We start from the raw sequence: 25426 nt of genomic DNA, 5'->3' as shown, positions 1-25426 counted from the left end.
TACCGGACAGCAGTGCGCGAAAGCGAGGACCCACGCAGTCCATCCACGCGGCCCCCTCGGGGCGTGGGTACCCGCTTTCGCGGGCATGACGAACGGGGGGCGCGGCGCGAGGGCAGAGCGGCGCGGGGGCCAAGCGACGTGGGGGCGGCCGGCGGGCTCGGCGCTGGCGCGGCCTGCGGACTATGCGCAGCCGCAAGCGCCCGGACGGCTGCATCCCTAGAATGTTCCGCTTCCGCCCAGCGAGAGCATTCCCGATGACCGGCCTGATCCGAATCCGTGGCGCCCGCCAGCACAACCTCAAGAACCTCGACCTCGACATCCGCACGGGCGAGCTGACGGTCGTCACCGGCCCGAGCGGGTCGGGCAAGTCCTCGCTGGTCTTCGACACGCTCTACGCCGAAGGCCAGCGGCGCTACGTCGAGACCTTCTCCGCCTACGCGCGCCAGTTCCTCGACCGGATGGACCGCCCCGCGGTGGATGCGGTCGAAGGCGTGCCGCCGGCCATCGCCATCGACCAGACCAACCCGGTGCGCACCAGCCGCTCCACGGTCGGGACGATGACGGAGCTGAACGACCACCTGAAGCTGCTGTTCGCCCGCGCGGCGCAGTTGTTCGACCAGGACACCGCGCAAGCCGTGCGCGAGGACGATCCGCAGAGCATCTGGCTGGACCTGCAGCAGCGCAGTGCCGCGGCGGGCGATCCGCGGCTGGTGATCACCTTCCCGGTCGAGCTGCCGGCCACGGTCACGCCCGAGGAAGTCGAGCAGTGGCTGTCCGCCAGCGGCTACACCCGCGTGCAGGCCGAGCGCGTGGTCGCCACACCGACCGGGCCGCGCAAGGTGCTGGACGTGGTGGCGGACCGGTTCCGGTTCTCGAATGCGGAGAAGGTGCGGGTGGTGGAGGCGCTGGAGGCGGCGTTGAAGCGAGGAAGTGGGCGTTGCAACGTCTACGCCGGCGCCGACGAGACCGCCGAAGTCTGGCGCTACAGCCAAGGGCTGCACTGCCCTGAGTCCGAGCGCCGCTACAGCGCGCCGCAGCCGTCGATGTTCTCGTTCAACTCGGCGTTTGGCGCCTGCGAGACGTGTCGGGGCTTCGGGCGGGTGATCGGGGTGGACTTCGGGCTGGTGATGCCCGACCACCGCAAGACCTTGCGCAGCGGCGTGGTCAAGCCGCTGCAGACGCCGGCCTGGAAGGAGTGCCAGGACGACCTGATCAAGTACGCGGGCGACGCCGGCATTCCGCGCGACACCGCCTGGAGCCAGCTCAGCCCGGCGCAGCAGGCCTGGGTGATCGACGGCTCGCCGGACTGGAAGGGCGAGTGGAGCAAGCAGTGGTACGGCATCCGGCGCTTCTTCGAGTACCTGGAGAGCAAGGCCTACAAGATGCACATCCGCGTGCTCTTGTCGAAGTACCGCAGCTACACGCCCTGCGGCGTCTGCGGCGGGGCGCGGCTGAAGCTGGAATCGCTGCTGTGGCGCCTCGGCGAGAAGGGGCAGGCGGATCTGGCGCTGCCGGCGGAGAAGCGCTTCCTGCCGGTCGGCGTGAAGTGGTCGCGGGCGCAGCTTGAGGCGCTGCCGGGGCTGAGCCTGCACGACCTGATGCTGCTGCCGATCGACCGGATGCGGCGCTTCTTCGACGGGCTGGACCTGCCGTCGCAGTTGCTGGACGACGCGCTCGAATTGCTGCTCGACGAGATCCGCACGCGGCTGAAATACCTGTGCGATGTGGGCCTGGGCTACCTGTCGCTGGACCGGCAGAGCCGCACGCTGTCGGGCGGCGAGGTGCAGCGGATCAACCTGACGACCGCGCTCGGCACCTCGCTGGTGAACACGCTGTTCGTGCTGGACGAGCCGTCGATCGGCTTGCACCCGCGCGACATGGACCGCATCAACCAGGCGATGGCGCGGCTGCGCGACGCGGGCAACACGCTGGTGGTGGTCGAACACGACCCGGCCGTGATGCTCGCCGCCGACCGCATCATCGACCTCGGCCCCGGCCCCGGCACCCAAGGCGGGCGCATCGTCTTCGATGGCACGCCCGAAGACCTGAAAGGCGCCGAGACGCTGACCGGCGCCTACCTCGGGGCGCGGCGCACGATCGGCCTGGGGCTGGCGCGGCCAGTCCTGGACAGCACGCCGCGCCTCGTGCTCGAAGGCGTGCGCGAACACAACCTGAAGAACGTGACGGTCGAGTTCCCGCTGCAGCGCCTCGTCTGCGTCACGGGCGTGAGCGGCTCGGGCAAGTCGTCGTTGATTCAGGACGTGCTGGCCCCGGCGCTGGCGCGGCATTTCGGGCAGGCCACCGAGACGCCCGGCGAACACGACCGGATGCTCGGCGCGGACTGGCTGAGCGACGCGGTGTTCGTCGACCAGAGCCCTATCGGCAAGACGGCGCGCTCCAACCCCGCCAGCTACGTCGGCGCCTTCGACACGCTCCGCGACTTGTTCGCCGCCTTGCCGGAGGCACAGCAGCGCAGCTACACCGCCGGCATGTTCAGCTTCAATGCCGGCGACGGCCGCTGCCCGACCTGCGGCGGCTCGGGCTTCGAGCACGTCGAGATGCAGTTCCTCAGCGACGTCTACCTGCGCTGCCCGGACTGCGACGGCACGCGCTACCGCGCCGAGATCCGCGAGGTGAAGATCGAGCGGCTGGGCAAGCAGATGTCCATCGCCGACGTGCTGGAGCTGACCGTCGCCGACGCGGTGCGGCTGTTCGCGCAGGACCGCGAGGTGGTGCGGGCGCTGCAGCCGCTGGCGGACGTGGGCCTCGACTACGTCAAGCTCGGCCAGCCGGTGCCCACGCTCTCGGGCGGCGAGGCGCAGCGGCTGAAGCTGTCCGGCTTCCTCGCCGAAGCCGCGAAGAACGCCAGCGCGACGAAGCAGAAGCTGGCCAAGAAGGGCACGCTGTTCCTGTTCGACGAGCCAACCACCGGCCTGCACTTCGACGACATCGCCAAGCTGATGCGGGCGTTCCGCAAGCTGCTCGAAGCCGGGCACAGCCTGCTGGTGATCGAGCACAACCTCGACGTGGTGCGCGCCAGCGACTGGATCGTCGACCTCGGGCCGGAAGGCGGCGAGGCGGGGGGCGAGCTGGTGGCGGAGGGCACGCCGGCTGATCTGCGCGCGCATCCGACGAGCCACACGGGGAAATCGCTGCGCGAGTACGAAACCGCGCTCGGGCATGGCGGCCTGCGCGTCGAGGAAGGCGTGCCGCTGCAGACCCTCGTCAAGGCCCGTCGCGACCGCGCCCGGCTTGCCCACGACGACCAGATCCAGATCGTCAACGCCCGCGAGCACAACCTCAAGGGCCTGTCCGTCAACATCCCCCGTGGCAAGTTCACCGTCATCACCGGCGTCTCCGGCTCCGGCAAATCGACGCTCGCCTTCGACATCCTCTTCAACGAAGGCCAGCGCCGCTACCTGGAGAGCCTGAACGCCTACGCCCGCAGCATCGTGCAGCCGGCCGGTCGCCCCGAGGTGGACGCCGTCTGGGGTATCCCGCCGACCGTCGCCATCGAGCAGCGCCTCTCGCGCGGCGGGCGCAAGAGCACCGTGGCGACGACCACCGAGGTCTGGCACTTCCTGCGGCTGATGTACGTCAAGCTCGGCACGCAGTACTGCCCCACCTGCAGCGACTTCCACGCGCCGCCCGAGGACTGGGTCGCCGTGCAGCCTCAGACGCCCGAGTCCATCGCTGCGCAACTGCTGCGCGACCACCGCGGTCAGCACATCGGTCTGCTCGCGCCGCTGGTGATCGGCCGCAAGGGCGTCTACACCGACCTCGCCAAGTGGGCCAAGGGCAAGGGCTACGCACACCTGCGGGTGGACGGCGAGTTCCTGCCGACCGACGCCTGGCCCAAGCTCGACCGCTACAAGGAGCACACGATCGAGCTGCCGGTGGCGGACCTGCTGGTCGATGTGTCGAACGAGGCACGGCTGCGGGCGGCGCTGGCCGAGGCGCTGGAGCATGGCAAGGGCGTGCTGCACCTGCTGACGCCGCTCAAGTCGGCGCTGACCGCCAAGTCGCTGTCCTTGTCGCTGGCGGCGGGCTTCCTGTCCACCGCGTTCCGCAGCAAGGCCAAGGTGTTCTCCACCAAGCGCGCCTGCCCGACCTGCGGCACCAGCTACCCCGAGCTGGACCCGCGCATGTTCAGCTACAACAGCAAACACGGCTGGTGCCCCGAGTGCGTCGGCACCGGCTTGACGCTGACCGGCGAGCAGCGCAAGGCGCTCGACGACAGCGTGAAGGACGACGGCGACAAGGGTCGCGAGAAGACGTTTGCCGAGCCGGAGGTCGAGGGGCTGGCGGAGGACAAGACCTGCGGCACCTGCGCTGGGGCGCGGCTGAACCCGGTGTCACGGGCGGTGCGTTTCCGCGAGGCGTCGATCGCGGAGGTGGCGGCCAAGTCGGTGGACGACGGCCGGCGCTGGATCGAGGCGCACAAGCTCGACGGCCGCGAGTCCGCGATCGCCCGCGACGTGGTGACCGAGATCCGCAACCGGCTTAGCTTCCTCGGCGACGTGGGGCTGGGCTATCTGACGCTGGACCGCGCCGCGCCCACGCTCTCCGGCGGCGAGGCGCAGCGCATCCGGCTCGCCGCGCAGCTCGGCAGCAACCTGCAGGGCGTGTGCTACGTGCTCGACGAGCCGACCATCGGCCTGCACCCGCGCGACAACCGCATCCTGCTCGACGCGCTGCACAAGCTCGGCAGCGCCGGCAACACGCTGGTCGTGGTCGAACACGACGAGGACACCATCCGCCGCGCCGACCACATCATCGACATCGGCCCCGGCGCCGGCAAGCGCGGCGGCCAGGTCACCGCGCAGGGCACCGCCGCCGAGCTGATGGCCAACCCCGACTCGATCACCGGCCGCTTCCTCAACGCCCCGCTGAAGCACCCCACCCGCCCGCGCCGCCCGGTCGAGCCGGACGGGCCGGTGCTGACGCTGCGCGGGGCGTCGCTGCACAACCTGCAGCACGTGGACGTGGAGGTGCCGCTGGCGCGGCTGGTGGCGGTGACGGGCGTGTCGGGGTCGGGCAAATCGACGCTGGCGCGCGACGTGCTGCTGGCCAACGTGCAGGCGATCGTGGCGCACAAGCTCGCGGGGAAGAAGGCCGGCGAACGCCCGGCGTGGGTCGGCTGCACCGGGCTGGAGGGCTGGAGCAACATCGACCGCGTGCTGGAGGTGGACCAGACCCCCATCGGCAAGACCCCGCGCTCCTGCCCCGCCACCTACATCGGCTTCTGGGACACCATCCGCAAGCTCTTCACCGAGACGCTGGAAGCCAAGGCGCGGGGCTACGCCGCCGGGCGCTTCAGCTTCAACACCGGTGACGGGCGCTGCCCCGGCTGCGAGGGCCAGGGGCTGCGCACGATCGAGATGGCGTTCCTGCCGGACGTGAAGGTGCCGTGCGACCTGTGCCACGGGGCGCGGTTCAACCCCGAGACGCTGGCGGTGACGTGGCGCGGCAAGAGCATCGGCGACGTGCTGCAGATGGAGGTGGACGAGGCCGTCGGCTTCTTCGCCTCGATGCCCAGCATCGCCCACCCGCTGCAGTTGCTCCAGGACGTCGGCCTGGGCTACCTCACCCTCGGCCAGCCCTCACCCACCCTCTCCGGCGGCGAGGCCCAGCGCATCAAGCTCGTCACCGAGCTGAGCAAGGTCCGCGACGACGTGACCCGCCGCGGGCAGCGGGCGCCGCACACGCTCTATGTGCTCGACGAGCCGACCGTCGGGCTGCACATGGCGGATGTGGAGAAGCTGATTCGGGTGCTGCATCGGCTGGTGGATGCGGGGCACAGTGTGGTGGTCATTGAGCATGACCTGGATGTGATTGCGGAGGCGGATTGGGTGATTGATCTGGGGCCGGAGGGGGGCTCAGGTGGGGGGCAGGTCGTGATTACCGGGACGCCTGAGGCGGTGGTGAAGAGCAAGAGTCACACGGGGGTAGCGTTGAAGTCGGTGCTCAGGCGCTGATGGCGTACGGCGGCCGGAAAGCCGCAGCACACACTATTCATATTTTATTGAATAAGTCCCTGTCAGCCGGAATAAGGTTGACAGGGAGATGCTCGCCCGTGTCTTGCACCAATTTCAATCACATCAAGCGACTCCTGACCCGTAAACGCTGCGGCTCATAGTTGGGTTCTTAAAAAGAACAGCCAAGAAATTATTTGCATATTCTTTCTTAATTTTATCAACCATTTTTTCAAGAGCCGAACCAGAAATACCATCGATATCTAATAAAGCAAGTTCTTTTCTAAAATCAGCAATAGGGCAATCAAGTTTATTGCTCGGTATCTTTGCAAAAATAGCTGCAGTCAAAATCATATTTCCATGAACAAGGACACCCCATTCAGTCCCGCTCTTCTTTACCATGCCCAATTTTTTATCATCAATCCAATTATTTATTGCACGCAACACCAAAACACAATTAAATGCCTTCGCACCACTCACAGATGGGTTAAATAAAGTCTTATATGGAGCCTTCTTTAAGTCAACAAAGAAACGACCAATACCAGTCTTAACCTGAACAGCCAAGGAAGAATCCCCAGACGCACACGCCAAAGCAGCCGTTAACTCTAGAAGTTCGCAAGAGTTTACACCCAACGAAGCATCATCACCCCGAACAAATTGATAGTCAACCTTCTCAATTGCCATTTCCTGCCGAAGCCTTGTTTGCTCCGGATCCTGCGCAACAAAATCTCTCGACTCTATTCGATTCTGAAGATTATTAGCCCTTGTAATCTTCTGCCCCAAATCCTCTGGGGCACCAGACAAAAGAATTACTCGAAAAGGAACTCTAACTATTCCCAACTTTTCATCTTCAGATATTCTACCCAATGTACTTACAGTTTGAGCACCATTAACTATGGATGCTCCTTTAAAAATAAAATTGCCAGCCGATCGCGCCGCAGCACCTGCGGGAGCCCTGTCAGTGCGATCAGCAATCATTGTTATTCCATTATTGAAGTACCAAAATAAATCTGGGCTATCCAATGATGTTTGTCTTATTTGCAGATTAACATCGGTATTTCCAAGGGAGTGTCTAATATTTTTAGCGACCAATCTCTTTCCATGTTTAACCCACCAGTTCTTCAATTGCAAACCATCAATCATTCCAAAATATGCCCTATAGGGCACTTCTAGAAACCGGCCCTGCAGCCCTGAACCTGGTCTGAGCCTGCACAAATCCAGCTCAGACGAGCAGTGGATGACGGCGGCGAGCCCCTGTCCCCGCCGCCGCGGTGCCCCGCGACGGGGTTTTTCCCCTCACGCGGGCTGTGCGGACGGACCTGCGCTCTTGACCAGCCACACCAGCCTGCGCGCGTTGTAGGCCGCGCACTGCAGCGTGATCGCCAGCGCATTGCGCGCCAGCGTCATCGCCCGCACGCACTTGCCGCCCTGCTGGCTCAGCGCCGCGAACACGTGCTCGACCCGCGCCCGCGTGCGGTTGATCGTCTTGTTGCGCTGCTTGAGTCGAACCTTGGCCGTCTGCCCTGGCTTGGCGCGACGCGCGATGCCGTCGGCCAGTCCGTGCTGCTGCAGCGTCTGACGGTTGGCCGCGCTGTCGTAGCCCCGGTCGGCCAGCAGCCGCTTGCGCGTGTTCGCCACCTGCAGCACGTCGGGCAGTTGCTGTCCGTCGTCGGCGTTGGCCGCCGTGATCTTCATCTGGCGGATCAGCTTGTAGCGTGCGTCCACGTTGCCGTGCAGCTTGTAGCCGTAGTACGACTTGCCGTGCTTTTGCGTCCAGCGCGCGTCCCGGTCGGTGTGCGCCAGGCGCTTCTTGCTCCAGCCCTCGGGCGCCTCCCCCTTGTTCAGCGCATCGCGCTCCCGGGCGTTGGCCTGCGTGATCGGCGCCTGCACGATGCTGGCGTCCACGATCTGCCCGCCCCTCGGGATGAAGCCGTGCCGCTGCAACTGCTGGCTCAACGCCTCGAAAATCGCCCGGCCTCCCAGCCCGCCTTCGGCCAGCCGCTGCCGGAAGTTCCACAGCGTGCGTGCGTCCGGAATGTTCAGCGCGCCGTCCAGCCGGCAGAACCGCTGGAAGCTCATCCTGTCCAGCACCTGGTGCTCGCACTGCTCGTCCGACAGGTTGTACAGCCCTTGCAGGAACACCATGCGCACCAGCGCCTCGGTCGGGTACGGCGGGCGTCCGCCCTTGCTGCGGTCAGCGCGAGGGCAGGCCTTGTCCACCGCCGCGGCCATCGCTGCGAAGTCGATCAGTTCGTCCATCGCCGCCAGCGTCTGTACGTAGCCCTCCAGCTTGGCCTTGCGCTGCTGCACCACGAACAGGTCGTCCGCGGCCTCCTCAGGAAAGAAGCTCGATGGCTTGGTGCGGGGTGTGATCATGGGGCGGTATCTTGCCGCAGCGCGCGGCTCAGGCGGCGGTCAGGGTCGGTTTCTAGAAGTGCCCTATAAGGTGACGCAACATAAGACCAATCAAATATTGTCGCCTCCAACCCAAGATTTCCATTCAATGGATCATCAACCAAGCTCGCATAAACCTCCGACAAACCCATAACTTCGTAGGTTGCAATAGGATCATCCTGATAATCCTCCCCATTGAGATTGACGAGCAATTTATTTAACCTACTCATCGCGTGAGACGCCAGTTTGCTAGCGCCAGTACTCACGACTATCACATGAACAGACACCCCGGGCGTTCTGAGCCTACCACTTATTTCTGTTAATCTATCATGCAGCCTAACGTGAAAATCATCACAATTCTGCTCAACAACATCCCCCACACCCTTTGTAAAAGTCCCAATATCTGCCGCCTCCGGTTCTCCCGATCCTTTTTTTATCCACTTAGACTGAACGAGTATTACCCTATTATCTCCAGAATCATAATAAGCAGCATCTATTCCATTATCGTCAGCACCATCCCAAATGCACTGAGCGGCAGCCCTTTCATCGCATCCAGAGCGGACATGGACAGCTAAAGCAGCTAGGCAGCGGCTCAGAATTTTACTTTCTCGATCACTATCATGAGCTGGAACATCGGAAAGATCCAAGTGCGGCTCAAACATTTCGACAATTCTTTGTCGGACCTGATTTACTTTTAGCTGAGACATTTTTACCCAATCAATCAAATTAAATTACCCGAAGAATTCGCGCTTATTACTCAAAATAATCCATATCCACCTTCGGCACCTTCAACACCCGCGCCGTCACCCCTACTTCGTGATCCACCATCAACCCCGCCAGCCGCACCCCGTCCACCAGCACGATGCCCTCGACGGATTGCGCGAACTGCAGCGCCTGCGCGGTGTAGCCCGACGTGGTGATGAAGACGCCTTTCTTGGCCCGCTGCCCCGCCAGTGCGCCGTAGAACGCCTGGATCTCGGGCCGCCCGACCGTGCCCTGCCAACGCTTGGCCTGCACATAGACCTTTTCCAGCCCGAGCCGGTCCAGCGAAATGATCCCGTCGATGCCCGCGTCGCCCGAGCCGCCGACGGGCCGCAGCAGCCGCGTGTCGATGTGCGACATCGCCAGCGTCGCGACCTGCTCGGCGCTCAGCGGCCCGGCATGCTCGGCCACGAAACGCCGCCCGGCCTCCGTCAGTTGCCACCAGCCGCGCCGCGGGCTGTCCGACAACCCGGCGCGCTTGAGCCGGTCATGCGCCCAGCCGGCGCGGTTCTTGTAAACCAGTTGCGCGCCGCTCGACAGCAACTGCTGGCGCGCCGCCGCGTCCAGCCCGAGCGCATCGGCGGCGGCTTCGTGCGCCTCACGCGCAGGCACTCCCTCGGGCCGGCTGGCGAGCAAGCGCAGCAACGGCTCGATGAAGCGGTCGTACGTGGGGATCGGGGAAATCGGGGGAGCGGACATGCACGTCGCGGAGGCGGCGGCCGGCTGTCTTGTAGTTGTCGTTTTGGGAAATCTGAACAGCCCGGCAGGGACCGCCGCAGTCTAGGGAGCGCCCCGCGCGCTGTGCATCCGCAGGCAGCGGATTTTCCAGAAGCAGCAAATTCGCGCGCAATAGTTCACGCCCCGAACCCGGCAAGTGCGGCGGACGTCACAGCCTGCGCGGCACGCGCAGCCGGGTGCAGGACGTGCGGGACCTGCTCAGGTCGCCATTTCGCGCACCGTCAGCGCGGTATCGCTCGGGTCGGTGGGCGCAAAACACCCGGCCTGCGCGAGCGGCCAGTAGATCTCGTAGACCTTGTGCGGCCAGTCGCATTCGCCCCGCTCGGCGCGCAGCAGCTCGCCCGGCTGGAGAAAGCACAGCTGGTTGCGCAGCAACCGCACCTGGTCGTTGCTGACGCGGCGCACGATGTGGCCGGCGGTGATCTCGCCCGGATGGCGCAGACCGGCGGCCTGGACCAGCTCCTGCAGCGCGTGCAGCGTGTTCTCGTGGAAGCGGCGCACGCGCTCGATCTTGTCGGGCACGACGAGGGCGCGCTGGCGGCCGGGGTCCTGCGTCGCCACGCCGGTGGGGCACTGGCCGGTGTGGCAGTGCTGGGCCTGGATGCAGCCGAGCGCGAACATGAAGCCGCGCGCCGAGTTGCAGTAGTCCGCGCCCAGCGCCATCGCCCGGGCGATGTCGAAGGCACTGACGATTTTGCCGGAGGCGCCGAGCCGGATGTGCTGGCGCAGGTTCAGCCCGACCAGCGTGTTGTGGACCAGCAGCAGCCCCTCCTGCAGCGGCGCGCCGACGTGGTCGGTGAACTCCAGCGGCGCCGCCCCCGTGCCCCCTTCGCCGCCATCGACGACGATGAAATCCGGCCGCAGCCCGGTGGCGAGCATCGCCTTGCAGATCGCGAACCACTCCCACGGGTGTCCGATGCAGAGCTTGAAGCCGACCGGCTTGCCGCCCGAGAGCGTGCGCAGCCGGTCGAGGAACTGCAGCAGTTCGACCGGGGTCGAGAACGCGCTGTGCGCCGCGGGCGAGACGCAGTCCACCCCCACCGGCACGCCGCGCGCCTGCGCAATCTCGATCGTCACCTTCGGGCCGGGCAGCACGCCGCCGTGGCCGGGCTTGGCGCCTTGCGACAGCTTCACCTCGATCAGGCGCACCTGCGGGTCGGTGGCGTTGGCGACGAACTGCTCTTCGCTGAAGCGGCCGGCGTCGTCGCGGCAGCCGAAGTAGCCGGAGCCGATCTCCCAGACGAGGTCGCCGCCGTGGGTGCGGTGGTGGGCGCTGATCGACCCTTCGCCGGTGTCGTGCATGAAGCCGCCCTGCTTGGCGCCGCCGTTGAGCGCGAGGATGGCGTTGGCGCTGAGCGCGCCGAAGCTCATGGCCGAGATGTTGAAGACGCTGGCGCTGTAGGGTTGCGCGCGGCCCGCGCCGATGGTGACGCGGAAATCGTGCGAGGTCAGCGTGGTGGGGGCCAGCGAATGGTTGAGCCACTCGAAGCCTTCCTGGTGCACGTCGAGCTGGGTGCCGAAGGGGCGCTTGTCGGGGTCGCCCTTGGCGCGCTGGTAGACGAGCGAGCGCTGCTGGCGCGAGAAGGGCGCGGCCTCGTTGTCGCTCTCGATGAAGTACTGGCGGATCTCGGGACGGATGAATTCGAGCAGGTAGCGCAGGTGCCCGATCACCGGGTAGTTGCGCAGCACCGAGCGCTGCGGCTGGCGCAGGTCGCGCACGCCGATGCCCAGACCCGCCAGGCCGACGAGCGCAGTCCAGGGGCCCAGGTGGTGGGCCCACCAGCCGATCCCGCCACCCAGCACCATGGCACCGCAGCAGAGCATGACCAGATAGCGGATGGGAAAGTAGCGGTCCAGCGCGGTCAGCCAGGCGGGCATGGGAGTTCCTTGGAAAGAGGTCGCAGCCGTGGGCAGGGCGGCCCATGATGGCGGCCCATCCGCCCGCCCTCCTCCGGAAATGACCCGTGTTGGGGGTGGACTTCGAATGAACTGGCAGGAGATCCCGCGCAGATCATCCACGGGACCGAACAGTATCGCTGGCCCGCACCAGCGCAAGAGTCCCCCACCATGAAGTCTCTGTCGATCTCCGCCCGTCTGTGGCTCCCCCCGCTGCTCGTCACCGGCCTGTTGCTGCTGGTCGAAGGCTGGGCCGTCCTGCACAGCCATGCCCAGATCGAGGTAACCCGCACGGCCCTGGCCACCCAGTTCGACAAGCTCGACAAGACCACCCAGTGGGCCGGGCTGACCGAGGCCAATGCCGCCCGCGCACTGGCCGCACTCGGCAGCTCCGACGCGGGGCTGGGCGCCCGGCTGAAACCCGAGATCGAGGCGACCTCCGCGCGCATCAGCACGCTGCAGAAGACGGTCGAGGCCCAGTCGACGCTGCCCGAGGAAGTGGCCGCGCTGGAGAAGGTCAGCCAGGCGCGCAAGGTCTATGTCGATCTGCGCAAGCAGCTCGGCGCGGCCCGCAGCGCCGGCACCGCGGTGCCCGAAACCGAGATGGCGCGCCTGCGCGACTCGCTGGCGGCCTACATCGGCGCGCAGCGCGAAACCGTGGCGCTGCAGTTTCGCCAGGCCAGCACCATCGCCGAACACAGTGCCACGCAGCAGCGCCAGACGGTGACGGTGGTCGGTGCAGTGATGCTGGGACTTGCGGCCCTGCTGGTGGTCTCGACGCTGCTGACCGCACGCGCCATCCTGCGGCCGGTCCGGCAGGTGCTGGAGGCCACCGGCCGGATCGCCGGCGGTGATCTCGGCTACCGGGCCGACACGGCCCGCCAGGACGAGATGGGCGACCTGATGCGCGGACTGGCCCACATGGCGGCCGCGCTGCGTGTGCTGGTGCACGACGTGCGCTCGGGCGCATCGTCGATGCAGACGGCCAGCGCCGAGATCGCGGTCGGCAATGCGGACCTGTCCCGCCGCACCGAGATGACCGCCGGCAGCCTGCAGGAAACCGCCGCCTCGATGTCACAGCTCACCAGCACCGTGCAGAACAGCGCCGACGCCGCCGTGCAGGCCCACCAGCTCGTCGCCACGGCGGCAGAAACCGCCACGCGCGGCGGTGCCGTGGTGGCGCGGGTGGTGCAGAACATGGACGAGATCACGGCCTCCAGCCGCCGCATCGGCGACATCACGGGCGTGATCGACGGCATCGCCTTCCAGACCAACATCCTGGCACTCAACGCCGCGGTGGAAGCGGCGCGGGCGGGCGAGCAGGGCCGCGGATTCGCGGTGGTCGCCAGCGAGGTGCGCTCGCTCGCCCAGCGCTCGGCCGAAGCCGCGCGCGAGATCAAGTCGCTCATCAGCGCCTCGGTCACGACGGTCGACCACGGCGCCCAGCTCGTGCGCGACGCCGGCAGCACGATCAGCGAACTCGTGACCGCAGTGCGCCAGGTCTCCGACATCATCGCGCGCATCGCCACCGCCTCCGACGAACAGAATCTCGGCATCCGCCAGATCGGCCAGGCCCTGCGGCAACTCGAAGATGCCACCCAGCAGAACGCCGCCCTGGTCGAGCAAAGCTCGGCCGCCGCGGACAGCCTGCGCGACGAATCGCTGCGGCTCAGCGACGCTGTGCACAAGTTCCAGATCGAGGACACCGCGCCAGACCGAGTGTGATGGATCCGGCAGCCCGCCCGATCGGATGGCGGGTGGTACTTGCCAGTCCGGTAGCAGGCTCACACAATGAGCCAACACCGGTCCGACAGAGACCGCCTCTCATTTCAGGATCGGATTGCAGGACATGTTGTTGCGCTGGCGCGCCGGGCTCGGCCGTGTGGTCGGACTGGGCTGGATGACCCTGTCATCGGCCGCCTGGTCGGCGCCCTCCGTCACGGACACCGCAGCCGCTGCCCCCTACCCGAACGCGCTGCGGCTCACCGTGGCCGATGCCGTGCTCGGCATCCTGGCCCACACCCGCTGGCCGCAGCGGCCAGCGCGGCCCCTGTCCCTGTGCGTCAGCGAACGCAGCAGCGCCGCCACCGACCTGCGCACGCTGCAGGACAGCGCCCCACCGGGCAAGCTCGCCCCCGTGCGGCTGCTGGATCTCGCCGATGCACTGCCACCCGACTGCGATGCAGTCTGGCTGGGTGCCGGGGCACCCGCGATCGAGCCGCTGCCCCAGTTGACTGGCCGCCCGGTGCTGAGCATGGGCGAAGGCACCGATTTCTGCAGCCGCGGCGGCATGTTCTGCCTGGTGCCACGCCAGAACGACCTGCGGGTGGAGGTCAACCTCGACGCCGTCGCACGCAGCGGGCTGCATGTGCATCCGCAGGTGCTCAAGATCGGCCAGCCACGCCCGGGAGGGACCCCATGACCCGGCCTGCCACCTTCCAGAAACTGCTGCGGCGCGGCCATCTGCGGGTGGCGAGCGCCGCGGTGATGACCTTCGGGTGCACGCTGGCGGTGATCGCGCATGTCCTGATGAGCGGCGTGCAGGAGCGCCACCTGGAGCTGGTGGCCCGCACGCTGAGCTACTCGGTCGAGGCGGCCATCACGTTCCGGGACGAGCAGACGGCGGGAGAGCTGCTGCGCGACATCGCCGGGCGCGAAGGGCTGGTGGACGCGCGGGTGCTGCTGCCCGACGGTGCCGTGCTGGCCAGCCACGTCACGCCCGACAGCGGACCGGTCGATCGCCTGATGCGGCGCGTCGGCGAGGTGCTGATGCACAGCGAGGCCCGCTCGCCCGTGCTGCTGGACGGCCGCACCATCGGCCTGGTCCGCGTGCGCAGCGACGGCACGCTGTACGCCTGGCTGCTGGTCTATGGCGCCGTCGGGGCCGTGCTGTGCATCGGGGCCTCGCTGGCCGCCGGCACGCTGATGACGCGGCGCATGGAGCGCTCGCTCATCGAGCCGATCAACCAGCTCGCCGCACTGACACGCTCGATCCGCAGCGAACGCACCTACGACCGGCGCGCGCCCCCCGCCCGCATCGCCGAGCTGCAGGCGCTCAGCGAGGACTTCAATGCCATGCTCGACGAGGTGCAGCTCGGGCAGGCCGAGCTGCTGGCCACCCACCGGCGCCTGCAGTCCGACAATGACTTGCTGGCGCACAAGGCCTGGCACGACGAGCTGACCGGGCTGGCCAACCGCTCGCAGTTCGAGCGCCGCCTGCAGGAAGCGCTGAACAGCACCGGCGCGCGTGGCGGGCACCTGGCCGTGCTCTTCCTCGATGCGGACGGCTTCAAGGCAGTCAACGACACGGCCGGCCACGCCGCCGGCGACCGCCTGCTGACGATGATGGCCGACCGGCTGCGCACCGCCGTGCGCGAGACCGACGTGGTGGCGCGGCTGGGGGGCGACGAGTTCGCCGTGCTGCTGCACCCGCTGCGCAGCGTGGACGATGCGCGCCGCGTCGGCCAGAAGATCCACAGCCTGATGACGCAGTCCTTCGATCTCGACGAGCACGGCCACTTCCACTGCGGCCTGAGCGCCGGCATGGCCACCTACCCGCTGGATGGCGACACCATCCCGGCCCTGCTCGACACCGCCGACCGGGCCATGTACCGCGCCAAGCACGCCGGCAAGCGTGCACGGCACAAGCCCCTGACCGGACAGGGCACCCCCTACCCCACCCCCCACGACAAGATCGCGCAATGACACGACATGACCACCATCCGGCCCGGCGCCGCAGCCTGGGGGCGGCCGGCGCCCTCGCCCTCGTCGTCACGCTGACGCTGACCGGCTGTGCCACCCCGCCGCCGCCCGCACCGCCAGCGCGTTTCTCGCCCGCCCAGGTCACGGCGCTGCGCCAGATGGGCTTCGCCGAAGTGACCGAAGGCTGGGAGCTGAACCTGGCCGGCAAGGTGCTGTTCTCGTTCAACGACGAGCGCCTGGGCCCCGACGGCCTGCAGACCGTCACCGGCATCGCCGACACGCTGCGCAAGGAGGACCTGACCCGCCTGCGCATCGAGGGCCATGCCGACAACATCGGCGGCGACGAGTACAACCGCCGCCTGTCCACCCGGCGGGCCGAGGTGGTGGCGCGCGAATTCACGGCCCGCGGATTGCCCGCAGCCCGCATCGAGATCCGTGGCGTCGGTTCCACCATGCCCATCGCCGACAACGCGACCGAAGCCGGCCGCACGCAGAACCGCCGCGTGGTGGTCCTGGTGCGCGGCGACTGAGTCTCTGCGGCAGGGGATTCGGGTTTACCCGGATTCCGGTGTATGGCGGCCCGGACGCTCCCCGCGGAGCCAGCACGGTTTCACCGAGGACCAGCACCGGCATCTCCGAAAAAATCTCAATCGGATCAATGGGTTGGCGCGCAAGTACCAGCCCGGCGGCCCTGGCATCGAGGTTGCATTTGGCCGGGGACTTCGCGCGACTTTCCGCGCGACGTCGCCCACAACGACTGGAGACGCCATGCAACCCGCCACCCCACGCCTGCCCTTCTACCGATCCCTCTACATCCAGGTCCTCGCCGCCATCCTGATCGGCGTGCTGATCGGCCATTTCGCCCCCGACACGGGCGTGGCGCTCAAGCCGCTCGGCGACGGCTTCATCAAGCTGATCAAGATGATCATCGCGCCGATCATCTTCTGCACGGTGGTGGTCGGCATCGCCGGCATGGAGGACATGAAGAAGGTCGGCAAGACCGGCGGCTACGCGCTGCTCTACTTCGAGATCGTCTCCAGTCTGGCGCTGGTGATCGGCCTGGTCATCGTCAACCTCGTCCAGCCGGGCGCGGGCATGAACATCGACCCAGCCACGCTCGACACCAAGGGCATCGCCGCCTACACCGCGCCGGGCAAGATGCAGACGACGGTCGAATTCCTGCTGGCCATCATCCCGAACACGGTCGTGGATGCCTTCCCCAAGGGCGAGATGCTGCAGGTGCTGCTGATCGCGGTGATGTTCGGCTTCGCGCTGCACCGCTTCGGCGGCCGCGGCACGCTGATCTTCGACTTCATCGAGAAGCTCTCGCACGTGCTCTTCGTCATCGTGGGCACCATCATGAAAGTCGCTCCGATCGGCGCCTTCGGCGCGATGGCCTTCACCATCGGCAAGTACGGCGTCGGCTCGCTGCTGTCGCTGGGCAAGCTGATGGGCACCTTCTACCTGACCTGCTTCCTGTTCGTCTTCGTCGTGCTGGGCACCATCGCGAAACTGCACGGCTTCTCGATCTGGAAGTTCATCAAGTACATCAAGGAAGAGCTGCTGATCGTGCTGGGCACCAGCTCGTCGGAGGCCGCACTGCCCCGCATGATGGCCAAGCTGGAAAACCTCGGCGTGCGCAAGTCGACCGTCGGCCTGGTGGTCCCGACCGGCTACTCGTTCAACCTGGACGGCACCTCGATCTACCTGACGATGGCCGCGGTCTTCATCGCGCAGGCCACCAACACGCCGATGACGCTGCAGCAGCAGATCACGCTGCTGCTGGTGCTGCTGCTGACGTCCAAGGGCGCGGCCGGCGTGACCGGCTCGGGCTTCATCGTGCTGGCGGCCACGCTGTCGGCGGTGGGCGGCATCCCGGTGGCGGGGCTCGCGCTGATCCTCGGCATCGACCGCTTCATGAGCGAAGCCCGCGCGCTGACCAACCTGGTCGGCAACGGCGTGGCAACGGTCGTCGTCGGCAAGTGGACGGGTGACCTCGACACCGCGCGCATGGCCGCCGTGCTGGACCACGAGACGGCCGCCGACGCGAATGCGCCGGAGCAGGTGATCGACGCCATCGACCACCACATGCCGGTCGCCCCGGCCACCGCCCGCTGACACGCGGCGAACCGGGTACGCTCGGCGCCATGGTCCCGCTCCACTCCCGGTCCTGGCGTTCACGCACCCTGCTGCCCTGGGCGGCGCTCGCGCTGGCGCTGATCGGCGCCGTGGCCTGGGGCGCCCATGCCGTGGCGCTGCAGCTCGGCCTGCAGCGCACCGGCGAGCTGGCCCGCCACCGGCTGGACGTGACCGCCGCCCGGCTGGACGGCGAGCTGGCCCGCTTCGACTACCTGCCCGCGCTGCTGGAAACCTCGTCCGAGGTGTTCCAGCTGCTCGCTGCACCCGCCGACCCCGCCCTGCGCGCGCAGGTCAGCCGCACGCTGCACGCGCTCGACGCCATCGCCGGCGCCGACATCCTCTACGTCATCGACACCGCCGGCACCGTGGTCGCCTCGGCCGACTGGCAGCAGCCGGGCACGCCCTTCGGCCAGGACCTGTCGTGGCGCCCCTACGTGCACGACGCGCTGGCGCGCGGCGAAGGCCAGTTCTACGGCGTCGGCGTCACCAGCGGACGCGCCGGCTACTACCGCTCGTTCGCGCTGCCGCGCCACGGCCGGGCGCAGGGGGTCGCCGCCGTCAAGATCGACCTCGAAGCCACCGAACGCGAGTGGCCGCGGCTGCCGGGCGAGCTGCTGGTGGTGGACGAACGTGGTGTGGTCATCCTGGCGTCGCGTGCGGCGTGGAAATTCCGCCCGCTCCAGCCCCTGACGGCCGAAGCCCGCGCCGAAGCCGCGCAGGCACGCCGCTACGGCAGCGCCGATCTGAACCCGCTGGCCTGGCAGGCGCGCCAGCCCGTCTCGGACGGCGTCACGCGCGTGCAGGTGGAGGGCACCGCCTACCTGGCCAGCGAACGCCCGATCAACCACGGCCGCTGGCGCCTGCTGCTGCTCGACACCGAAGCCGCCGCGCAGGCCTCCGCCCGCAACACCGCGCTCAGTGCGGCCCTGGCCGCCGCCGTGCTGCTGCTGCTGGCCGTGGTCGCGTGGCAGGCGCGGCGCGAGATCCGCCAGCAGCGCGCCACCCGCGCCGCGCTGCAGGCCGCACACGACTCGCTCGACCAGATGGTCCAGGCCCGCACCGCCGAGCTGCGCGCCGCGCAGGCCGATCTGGTCCACGCCGGCAAGCTCGCCGCGCTGGGCCAGATGTCGGCGGGCGTCGTCCACGAACTCAACCAGCCGCTGGCCGCGCTGCACACGCTGTCGGACAACGCCGCCGTGCTGCTCGACCACCAGCGCCTGCCCGAGGCGCGCGCCAACCTCGTGCGCATCAGCCACCTCGTCGAGCGCCTGGGCCGCATCACCTACCAGCTCAAGGCGTTTGCGCACAAGACGATCGAGCCGCCGGCCCCGGTCACCGTGCACAAGGTCATCGGCGACGCGCTGTTCGGGCTGACACCGCGGCTGCGCGAGGCGGACATCGCCGTGACCGTGGCGGTGGAGCCGCCCGAGCTGAAGGCCATGGCGGATGCGATGCGGCTGGAGCAGGTGCTGGTCAACCTGCTGACCAACGCGGTCGATGCGCTGGCGGGCACACCGGCGCCCGCCATCACGCTGCGCGCCCGCCGGGAAGGGGACCAGGTCGTGCTCGTCCTCGGCAACAATGGCCCGGCGATCACCCCCGAGGTGCTGTCCCGCCTGTTCGAGCCCTTCGTCACCACGAAGCCGGCCGGCAAGGGCCTGGGCCTCGGGCTGGTGCTCTCGGCGCGACTCGTGCAGGGCTTCGGCGGTCGGCTGCACGGGGGCAACCTCGCTCCGTCGGGGGTCGCGTTCACCATCGAGCTGCCCGCCGTCCCTGAACGCCCCGAGCGTCCCGAACCCGCATGAGCACTGCCCGTCCCGTCCCGAGCGTTCCCTCGGCCCACCCGATCCGCATCGTCTACGTCGAGGACGACGAGGACGTCCGCCTCGGCAGCGTGCAGGCGCTGGACCTGGCCGGCTTCGCCGTGGACGCCCACGGCAGCGTCGAGCAGGCGCGCGCGCAGGTGCAGGCCGGCCTGCCCATCGTCGTCGTCTGCGACGTGCGGCTGCCGGGCATGACCGGCACCGAGTGGCTGCGCGAGCTGCACGCGCTCGACCCCGAGCTGCCCGTCATCCTCATCACCGGCCACGGCGACATCGCGATGGCGGTGCAGGCGGTGCAGGACGGCGCCTACGACTTCATCGAGAAGCCCTGCTCGTCGGAGCGGCTGGTGTCGGTGGTGCGGCGCGCCGCGGACCAACGCCAGCTGCTGATGGAGGTGCACACGCTGCGCCGCCAGCTCGACGGCTGGCAGGGCATCCAGGCCACCCTCATCGGCCGCTCGGCGCAGATGGAGCGGGTGCGCCAGCGGGTGCGGGCGCTGGCCGCCGCACCGGCCGACGTGGTGATCTACGGCGAGACCGGCACCGGCAAGGACCTCGTCGCCCGCTGCCTGCACGACCACAGCGCCCGCCGGCGCGGCCACTTCGTGCCGGTCAACTGCGGCGGGCTGCCGGACAACCTGGTCGAGAGCGAGCTGTTCGGCCACGAGGTCGGCGCCTTCACGGGCGCGGTGCGCCGGCGCATCGGCAAGTTCGAGCACGCCCACGGCGGCACACTCTTCCTCGACGAGATCGAGAGCATGCCGCTGGCGGTGCAGGTCAAGCTGCTGCGGGCGCTGCACGAGCGCTCGATCGAGCGCGTCGGCTCGAACGATCCGGTGGCCGTCGACTGCCGCGTCATCGCCGCGAGCAAGGAAGACCTGCGGCTGCTGAGCGAGCAGAAGAAGTTCCGGGCCGACCTGTACTACCGGCTCGGCGTCGCCTTCATCGAACTGCCGCCGCTGCGCGAGCGGCGCGAGGACATCCCGCTGCTGTTCGAGCACCTGACGCTGCAGTCGGCGCGCCGCTACGGCCTGCCGGCGCCAGTGGTCGACGGTACCGTGCTGGCCGCGCTGATGGCGCACCACTGGCCGGGCAATGTGCGCGAGCTGCGCAATGTCGCCGACCGCTTCGTGCTCGGCCTGCTCGGCGACGACATCACCGGCGCGCTGGGCGCCGCCGGCCTGCAGGCGCCGCAGCGCACGCTGCCCGAGCAGGTCGAGCAGGTGGAGCGCGTGCTGATCACCGAGGCGCTGCGCCAGCACCTCGGCGACGTGTCGGCCGCCGCCCGCGCGCTCGGCGTACCCAAGCAGACGCTCTACGACAAGCGGCGCCGGCTGCAGATCGATCCGGCGGAGTTCCGGGCGGAGGACTGACGCCCCCCCCCCCGGCGCCTGCTCAGCGCTTGCCGTGCTGCGCCGAATGCGGCTGGCCGGCACAGCCTGCCACGTCGAGCACCGTGGCCGTCAGCGTCGTGTCGCTGAGCGTGCCGACGACCTTCACCGTGGCACCGGCGACCAGGCAGGTCGCCGTGCCGTCGTGGTAGGTCGCGCTGGCGGCGTTGACGGTGTAGGTGCCGGCGGGCACGGCGGTGGTGGCGCTGGCGCTGCTCACCGTGAAGGTGAACGTGCCATCGCTGTTGACGGTGCCCACGGCGCCGCGCACGCCGCTGCCGACGTAGGTCCGGCCCGGATGCGCCTGGCGCGCCGTGTTCGACGCCGCGCCGCGCACGTCCATGGTCGTCGCCGTGATCACCGCGGCCGAGCCGATGCCGCTGACCTGCCCGCGGAAGCTCACCGCCACGCCCGCCACCAGGTCGCTGGCCAGTCCGTGCGGGAAGGTGGCGGTGCTGATGTCGACCACCACGCTGTCGCTGCCGGGCAAGAAGTTGGCGTCACTCAGCTTGACCGTGACCAGCGAGCCGCTGACGGCGCTGACCGTGCCCTCGCCACGGGCGCGGGTGACGGCGGATTCGACGTGGACAACGGTGGCCGTCACGGTGACCGGGTCGGCAGTGGTGGCGCCCGGCGTGACCGTGCCCTTGATGCCGATGCGGGTGCCCGCGGTGAGCTGGGCCAGCGTCAGCGTGCTGCCGGTGGACTCGTTGGTGATCACCGCGTCGGTGGCGAGCGAGACGACCACGCCCGTGCCCAGGCGGCTGTCGTTGACGGTGATCGTGCCGGCGGTGGTGTCCACGCTCTGCACCGTGCAATGCACCTCGGCCTGCTGGCGCACGAACTTGCGGAAGGCGTCGGTCGGCGTCAGCACGTCGACCTGCGGCGTCACGAGGCCGGTGGCGGCGCTGTAGGTGAAGCGGGCGAGGTTGAAGTCGAGCACGAGCTGGCCGGTGGTGGCGGTGTCGAAGCGCAGGTTGCGCACGTTCCACACGAAGTCGCTGGTGCCGCTGCCCAGCTGGCCGGTCACGGTGGTGGCGCCGTCCAGCGAGACGAGCTGCACGTCATTGCCCAGCGTCACCGCGACCTGCGTGTAGAGGCCGGCCGGCAGCGTCACGCTCGACATGAACTGGCCCACGTCCGCCAGCGAGGACAGGTTGACGACGACCGGCGTCGCGGTCGCGTCCAGCAGCGTGACGACGGCGCCGGTGCTGTCGGTGGCGGTGATCTTCTTGACCGTGACCCAGACCTTCGAATATTCAGTGGCGAGGTTGTCGGTGATGTAGGTCTGCAGCGTGACCGACGAGGCGGTCGCGGTCGGCGTGGTGGACGCCGTGTCGCCGCCACCGCCGCAGGCGGCCAGCACAGCCAGTGCGGCCGTCGACAGGGTCAGGATCAGGGACTGGTTCAGGCGGGTGCGGTGCATCGGTGCGCTCCAGGGAGGATGGCGGTGTTCAAAATGGGAAAATTTCCCACACGTTCGCATCGTAGAGGCCGCTCTTGCCGCCTGTCCATGCAGGAGTGAACGGCGTTACCCCGGTTAACCGAACTTTTCATTCGCGCAGAATCCGTGACATGCGCATTGACGTCTTCTTCACCGACCGGGTCGGCATCGCCCAGGAAATCCTCGCCACGCTGGCGCAGCGGGCGCTGGACGTGTCCGCGGTCGAGGTCGAGCCGCCGCACGTCTACCTCGAAGCGCCCGCGCTGGACGCGCAGGGGCTGGAGCAGCTGCGCGGCGAGTTGCTGGGGGTGGCGGGCGTGCAGTCGGTCGGCGCGGTGGCGATGCTGCCGGGCGCGCGGCGGCGCTTGTATCTGGACGCGCTGCTGGCGGCGCAGGAAGACCCGGTGCTGGCGGTCGACGCCGCGGGCGTGGTGGTCGTGGCGAATGCGGCGGCGGTCAGCGCCAGCGGGCTGGCCGAGTCGGCGCTGATCGGGCGCGCCCTGCCCGGCCTGACCGACCGGACGGACACGCCACGCGCGGGCAGCGAGGTGCAGCTCGGTGGCCAGTCCTACCTGCTCGAATCGGTGGCGCTGCACGAGGCGGGCGGCGCGGTGGCCGGCGCGGTGCTGACCTTGCACGCGCCGCACCGCCTCGGCGAGCGGCTGAGCGCGCTGCGCAACCACGGCGCGGGCGGCTTCGAGACGATCCTGGGCGACTCGCCTGCGATCCGCCAGCTCAAGCAGCGCGCCGCGCGCATGGCGCCGGTGGATGCGCCGCTGCTGATCCGCGGCGAGACCGGCACCGGCAAGGAGCTGATCGCCCACGCCTGCCACGCCGGCAGCCGCCGCCGGGACCAGCCCTTCTTCGCGCTGAACTGCGCCGCGCTGCCCGAGAGCCTGGCCGAGAGCGAGCTGTTCGGCTACGCCGGCGGCGCCTTCACGGGTGCGCTGCGCGGTGGCAAGCCGGGGCTGCTGGAACTGGCGGACGGCGGCACGCTCTTCCTCGACGAGGTGGGCGAGATGTCGGCCTATCTGCAGGCCAAGCTGCTGCGCTTCCTCAACGACGGCAGCTTCCGGCGCGTCGGCGGCGAGCGCGAGCTGAAGGCGGACCTGCGCATCATCAGCGCCACCCACCGCTCGCTGGAGGACATGGTGGCCGCGGGCACGTTCCGGCAGGACCTGCTGTTCCGGCTCGACGTGCTGCAGTTGCAGGTGCCGCCGCTGCGCGAGCGCACCGAGGACATCCTGCCGCTGGCGCAGGTGTTTCTGGAGCGGGCCTGTGCACAGATCGGCCGGCCGCGGCCGCGCATCGGGGCGGCCGCGGCGGCGGCGCTGCTGGCGCATCCGTGGACTGGCAATGTGCGGCAGCTGCAGAACGTCGTCTTCCGCGCCGTGACGCTGAGCGAGGCGCCGGTGATCGAGCCGGCGGATCTGGAGTTTGTCGGCAGCGCCCCGGCACCCGCCGCAGACACCAGCACCACGCCGGCGGTCGAAGAGATCGGCTCGCTGGACGACGCCGTCGCCGGTTTCGAGAAGGCGCTGCTGCAGCGGCTCTACCGCGACCATCCCTCGACGCGCAAGCTGGCCGAGCGGCTGCGGACCTCGCATTCGGCGATCGCGGTGCGGTTGCGGAAGTACGGCATCGGCGCGGGATGACGCGCCACGATTTCGATACGCCGTATTGAAATCATTCCATTTGGCCACCTGAATCGTATTGATTCACAGACAAATCGACCTGCCGCCCGGGCCGTTCCCCCGCGTTGTCCCTTGGCACAGTCATTGCGCTGAACAGGCAACTCTGGAGAACAGCAACATGCGCGTCCTGGTCCTTGGCAGTGGGGTGATCGGCACCTCGGTGGCGTACTACCTGGCCCGTTCCGGCCACGAAGTGACGGTGGTCGACCGGCAACCCGGTCCCGGTCTGGAAACGAGCTACGCCAACGCGGGCGAGATTTCCCCAGGCTACTCCGCGCCGTGGGCCGGGCCGGGCGTGCCGCTGAAGGCGATCCAGTGGCTGCTGATGCACCACAGCCCGCTGGTCATCAAGCCGCTGCTCGACCCGGGCATGTGGACCTGGTGCCTGCAGATGCTGGCCAACTGCAACGAACGCGCCTACCGCGTCAACAAGGCGCGCATGGTCCGGCTGGCCGAGTACAGCCGCGACTGCCTGAAGGAGCTGCGCGCCGACATCGGCATCCAGTACGACGCGCGCAGCCAGGGCACGCTGCAGCTCTTCCGCACCCAGAAGCAGCTCGACGGCATCGGCAAGGACACCGAGATCCTGCGCCAGCACGGCGTGCCCTTCGAGGTGCTCGACCGCGCCGGCTACCTGCAGCACGAGCCAGCACTCGCGGGCGTGCAGGAGAAGTTCGTCGGCGGCCTGCGCCTGCCGGGCGATGAGACCGGCGACTGCTTCCAGTTCACCAACCGGCTGGCAGACGCGGCGCGGGCGCTGGGCGTGCAGTTCCACTTCGGCGTCGACATCCAGGGCATCGACCACGCGGGCGACCAGATCACCGGCGTGCGCACCAGCCGCGGCACGCTCACCGCCGACCACACCGTGCTGGCGCTGGGCAGTTACTCGACGCAGATGCTCAAGCCGCTCGGGCTGCACATCCCCGTCTACCCGGTCAAGGGCTACTCGATCACCGTGCCGATCACCGACGCAGCGCAGGCGCCCGAGTCCACCATCATGGACGAGACGCACAAGGTCGCCGTGACCCGCCTGGGCGACCGCATCCGCGTCGGCGGCACGGCGCAGCTCTCGGGCTTCAACCTCGATCTGGACGCCGCCCGCCGCCGCACGCTGGAGTTCGTCGTCACCGACCTGTTCCCGAAGGGCGGCGATGTGTCGCGGGCGGAGTTCTGGTGCGGCCTGCGCCCGATGACGCCGGACGGCACGCCCATCCTCGGCGCCACCCGGCTGCGCAACCTGTCGCTCTCCACCGGCCACGGCACGCTCGGCTGGACCATGGCCGCCGGCACCGGCCGCGTGCTGGCCGACCTGATCAGCGGCCGCACGCCCGAGATCAGCATGGAGGGGCTGACGATGGCGCGCTATGGCCGTGGTGGCCGCACCCAGCCGCACAGCCCGACCCCTGCCCACGCGGCAGCAGAGACCCCCACCTGAATCCAGACTGAGGGTTTACCCAGGGAGGGCCCC

At 68.4% G+C, this 25426-nt stretch carries 16 protein-coding genes; 10 read left to right on the top strand and 6 right to left on the bottom strand.

Features of this window, described 5'->3' with window-relative positions:
• The first annotated feature begins 254 nt into the window (after positions 1–254).
• Positions 255–5978, top strand: a complete 5724-nt coding sequence (uvrA, locus tag BDD16_RS10370; RefSeq protein ID WP_179633878.1) for an excinuclease ABC subunit UvrA — start codon at positions 255–257, stop codon at positions 5976–5978.
• A gap of 123 nt (positions 5979–6101) precedes the next feature.
• Here uvrA and BDD16_RS10365 read toward each other — a convergent pair whose 3' ends face one another.
• The 5 genes from BDD16_RS10365 to BDD16_RS10345 all read right to left on the bottom strand — a co-directional run bounded on the left by BDD16_RS10365 (position 6102) and on the right by BDD16_RS10345 (position 11747).
• On the bottom strand, positions 6102–7106 hold the full coding sequence (locus tag BDD16_RS10365) for an AIPR family protein (protein WP_218897762.1): 1005 nt from the start codon (positions 7104–7106) through the stop codon (positions 6102–6104).
• 165 nt (positions 7107–7271) lie between these two features.
• Positions 7272–8351, bottom strand: coding sequence for an IS5 family transposase (locus tag BDD16_RS10360; RefSeq protein ID WP_179632624.1), 1080 nt, complete (start codon positions 8349–8351; stop codon positions 7272–7274).
• The gene (locus BDD16_RS10355) at positions 8348–9031 is read right to left on the bottom strand and encodes a hypothetical protein (protein ID WP_179633876.1); all 684 of its coding nucleotides are present in this window, start codon (positions 9029–9031) and stop codon (positions 8348–8350) included. Before BDD16_RS10355 ends, BDD16_RS10360 begins: the two co-directional genes overlap by 4 nt.
• Before the next feature lie 91 nt (positions 9032–9122).
• Positions 9123–9830, bottom strand: coding sequence for a restriction endonuclease (locus BDD16_RS10350; protein WP_179633875.1), 708 nt, complete (start codon positions 9828–9830; stop codon positions 9123–9125).
• A 237-nt stretch (positions 9831–10067) separates the two neighbouring features.
• Entirely contained in the window at positions 10068–11747 is a 1680-nt protein-coding gene (locus BDD16_RS10345; protein WP_179633874.1) for an FMN-binding glutamate synthase family protein, read from the bottom strand.
• 189 nt (positions 11748–11936) lie between these two features.
• Here BDD16_RS10345 and BDD16_RS10340 point away from each other — a divergent pair, with 189 nt between their 5' ends.
• From BDD16_RS10340 to BDD16_RS10310, 7 genes are all read left to right on the top strand, one after another.
• Positions 11937–13490: a methyl-accepting chemotaxis protein gene (locus BDD16_RS10340; protein ID WP_179633873.1), complete on the top strand. Its 1554-nt coding sequence runs from the start codon at positions 11937–11939 to the stop codon at positions 13488–13490.
• Positions 13491–13614: 124 nt separating this feature from the next.
• Complete coding sequence (yfiR, locus tag BDD16_RS10335; protein WP_179633872.1) at positions 13615–14187, top strand: regulatory sequestration protein YfiR; 573 nt, start codon at positions 13615–13617, stop codon at positions 14185–14187.
• Positions 14184–15470, top strand: coding sequence for a diguanylate cyclase DgcN/YfiN (gene dgcN / locus BDD16_RS23310; RefSeq protein ID WP_179633871.1), 1287 nt, complete (start codon positions 14184–14186; stop codon positions 15468–15470). Before yfiR ends, dgcN begins: the two co-directional genes overlap by 4 nt.
• Positions 15467–15997 carry an outer membrane lipoprotein YfiB gene (gene yfiB / locus BDD16_RS10325; RefSeq protein ID WP_179633870.1) on the top strand — a complete coding sequence of 177 codons (531 nt, stop codon included), beginning with the start codon at positions 15467–15469 and terminating at the stop codon, positions 15995–15997. The genes dgcN and yfiB overlap by 4 nt, the downstream gene beginning before the upstream one ends.
• 238 nt (positions 15998–16235) lie before the next feature.
• The gene (locus tag BDD16_RS10320; protein ID WP_179633869.1) at positions 16236–17585 is read left to right on the top strand and encodes a dicarboxylate/amino acid:cation symporter; all 1350 of its coding nucleotides are present in this window, start codon (positions 16236–16238) and stop codon (positions 17583–17585) included.
• 29 nt (positions 17586–17614) lie between these two features.
• A complete protein-coding gene (locus BDD16_RS10315; protein WP_179633868.1) occupies positions 17615–19411 on the top strand; it encodes a sensor histidine kinase in 1797 nt (598 codons plus the stop codon).
• The gene (locus BDD16_RS10310) at positions 19408–20802 is read left to right on the top strand and encodes a sigma-54-dependent transcriptional regulator (RefSeq protein ID WP_179633867.1); all 1395 of its coding nucleotides are present in this window, start codon (positions 19408–19410) and stop codon (positions 20800–20802) included. The genes BDD16_RS10315 and BDD16_RS10310 overlap by 4 nt, the downstream gene beginning before the upstream one ends.
• Before the next feature lie 22 nt (positions 20803–20824).
• Here the strand turns inward: BDD16_RS10310 and BDD16_RS10305 are convergent, their stop codons facing one another.
• Positions 20825–22246 (bottom strand): DUF4382 domain-containing protein, encoded by a 1422-nt coding sequence (locus BDD16_RS10305; protein WP_179633866.1) that lies wholly within the window; start codon positions 22244–22246, stop codon positions 20825–20827.
• Between the two features lie 149 nt (positions 22247–22395).
• Here BDD16_RS10305 and BDD16_RS10300 point away from each other — a divergent pair, with 149 nt between their 5' ends.
• Together BDD16_RS10300 and BDD16_RS10295 are read left to right on the top strand one after the other, a co-directional pair.
• Positions 22396–23919 (top strand): sigma 54-interacting transcriptional regulator, encoded by a 1524-nt coding sequence (locus BDD16_RS10300; protein ID WP_179633865.1) that lies wholly within the window; start codon positions 22396–22398, stop codon positions 23917–23919.
• Positions 23920–23977: 58 nt separating this feature from the next.
• The gene (locus tag BDD16_RS10295; RefSeq protein ID WP_375139068.1) at positions 23978–25393 is read left to right on the top strand and encodes a D-amino acid dehydrogenase; all 1416 of its coding nucleotides are present in this window, start codon (positions 23978–23980) and stop codon (positions 25391–25393) included.
• Positions 25394–25426 lie beyond the last annotated feature (33 nt).

Origin of the sequence: Sphaerotilus montanus (assembly GCF_013410775.1) — a bacterium.
GTDB lineage: Bacteria > Pseudomonadota > Gammaproteobacteria > Burkholderiales > Burkholderiaceae_C > Sphaerotilus > Sphaerotilus montanus.
This window is presented reverse-complemented; position numbering and strand designations above follow the sequence as displayed.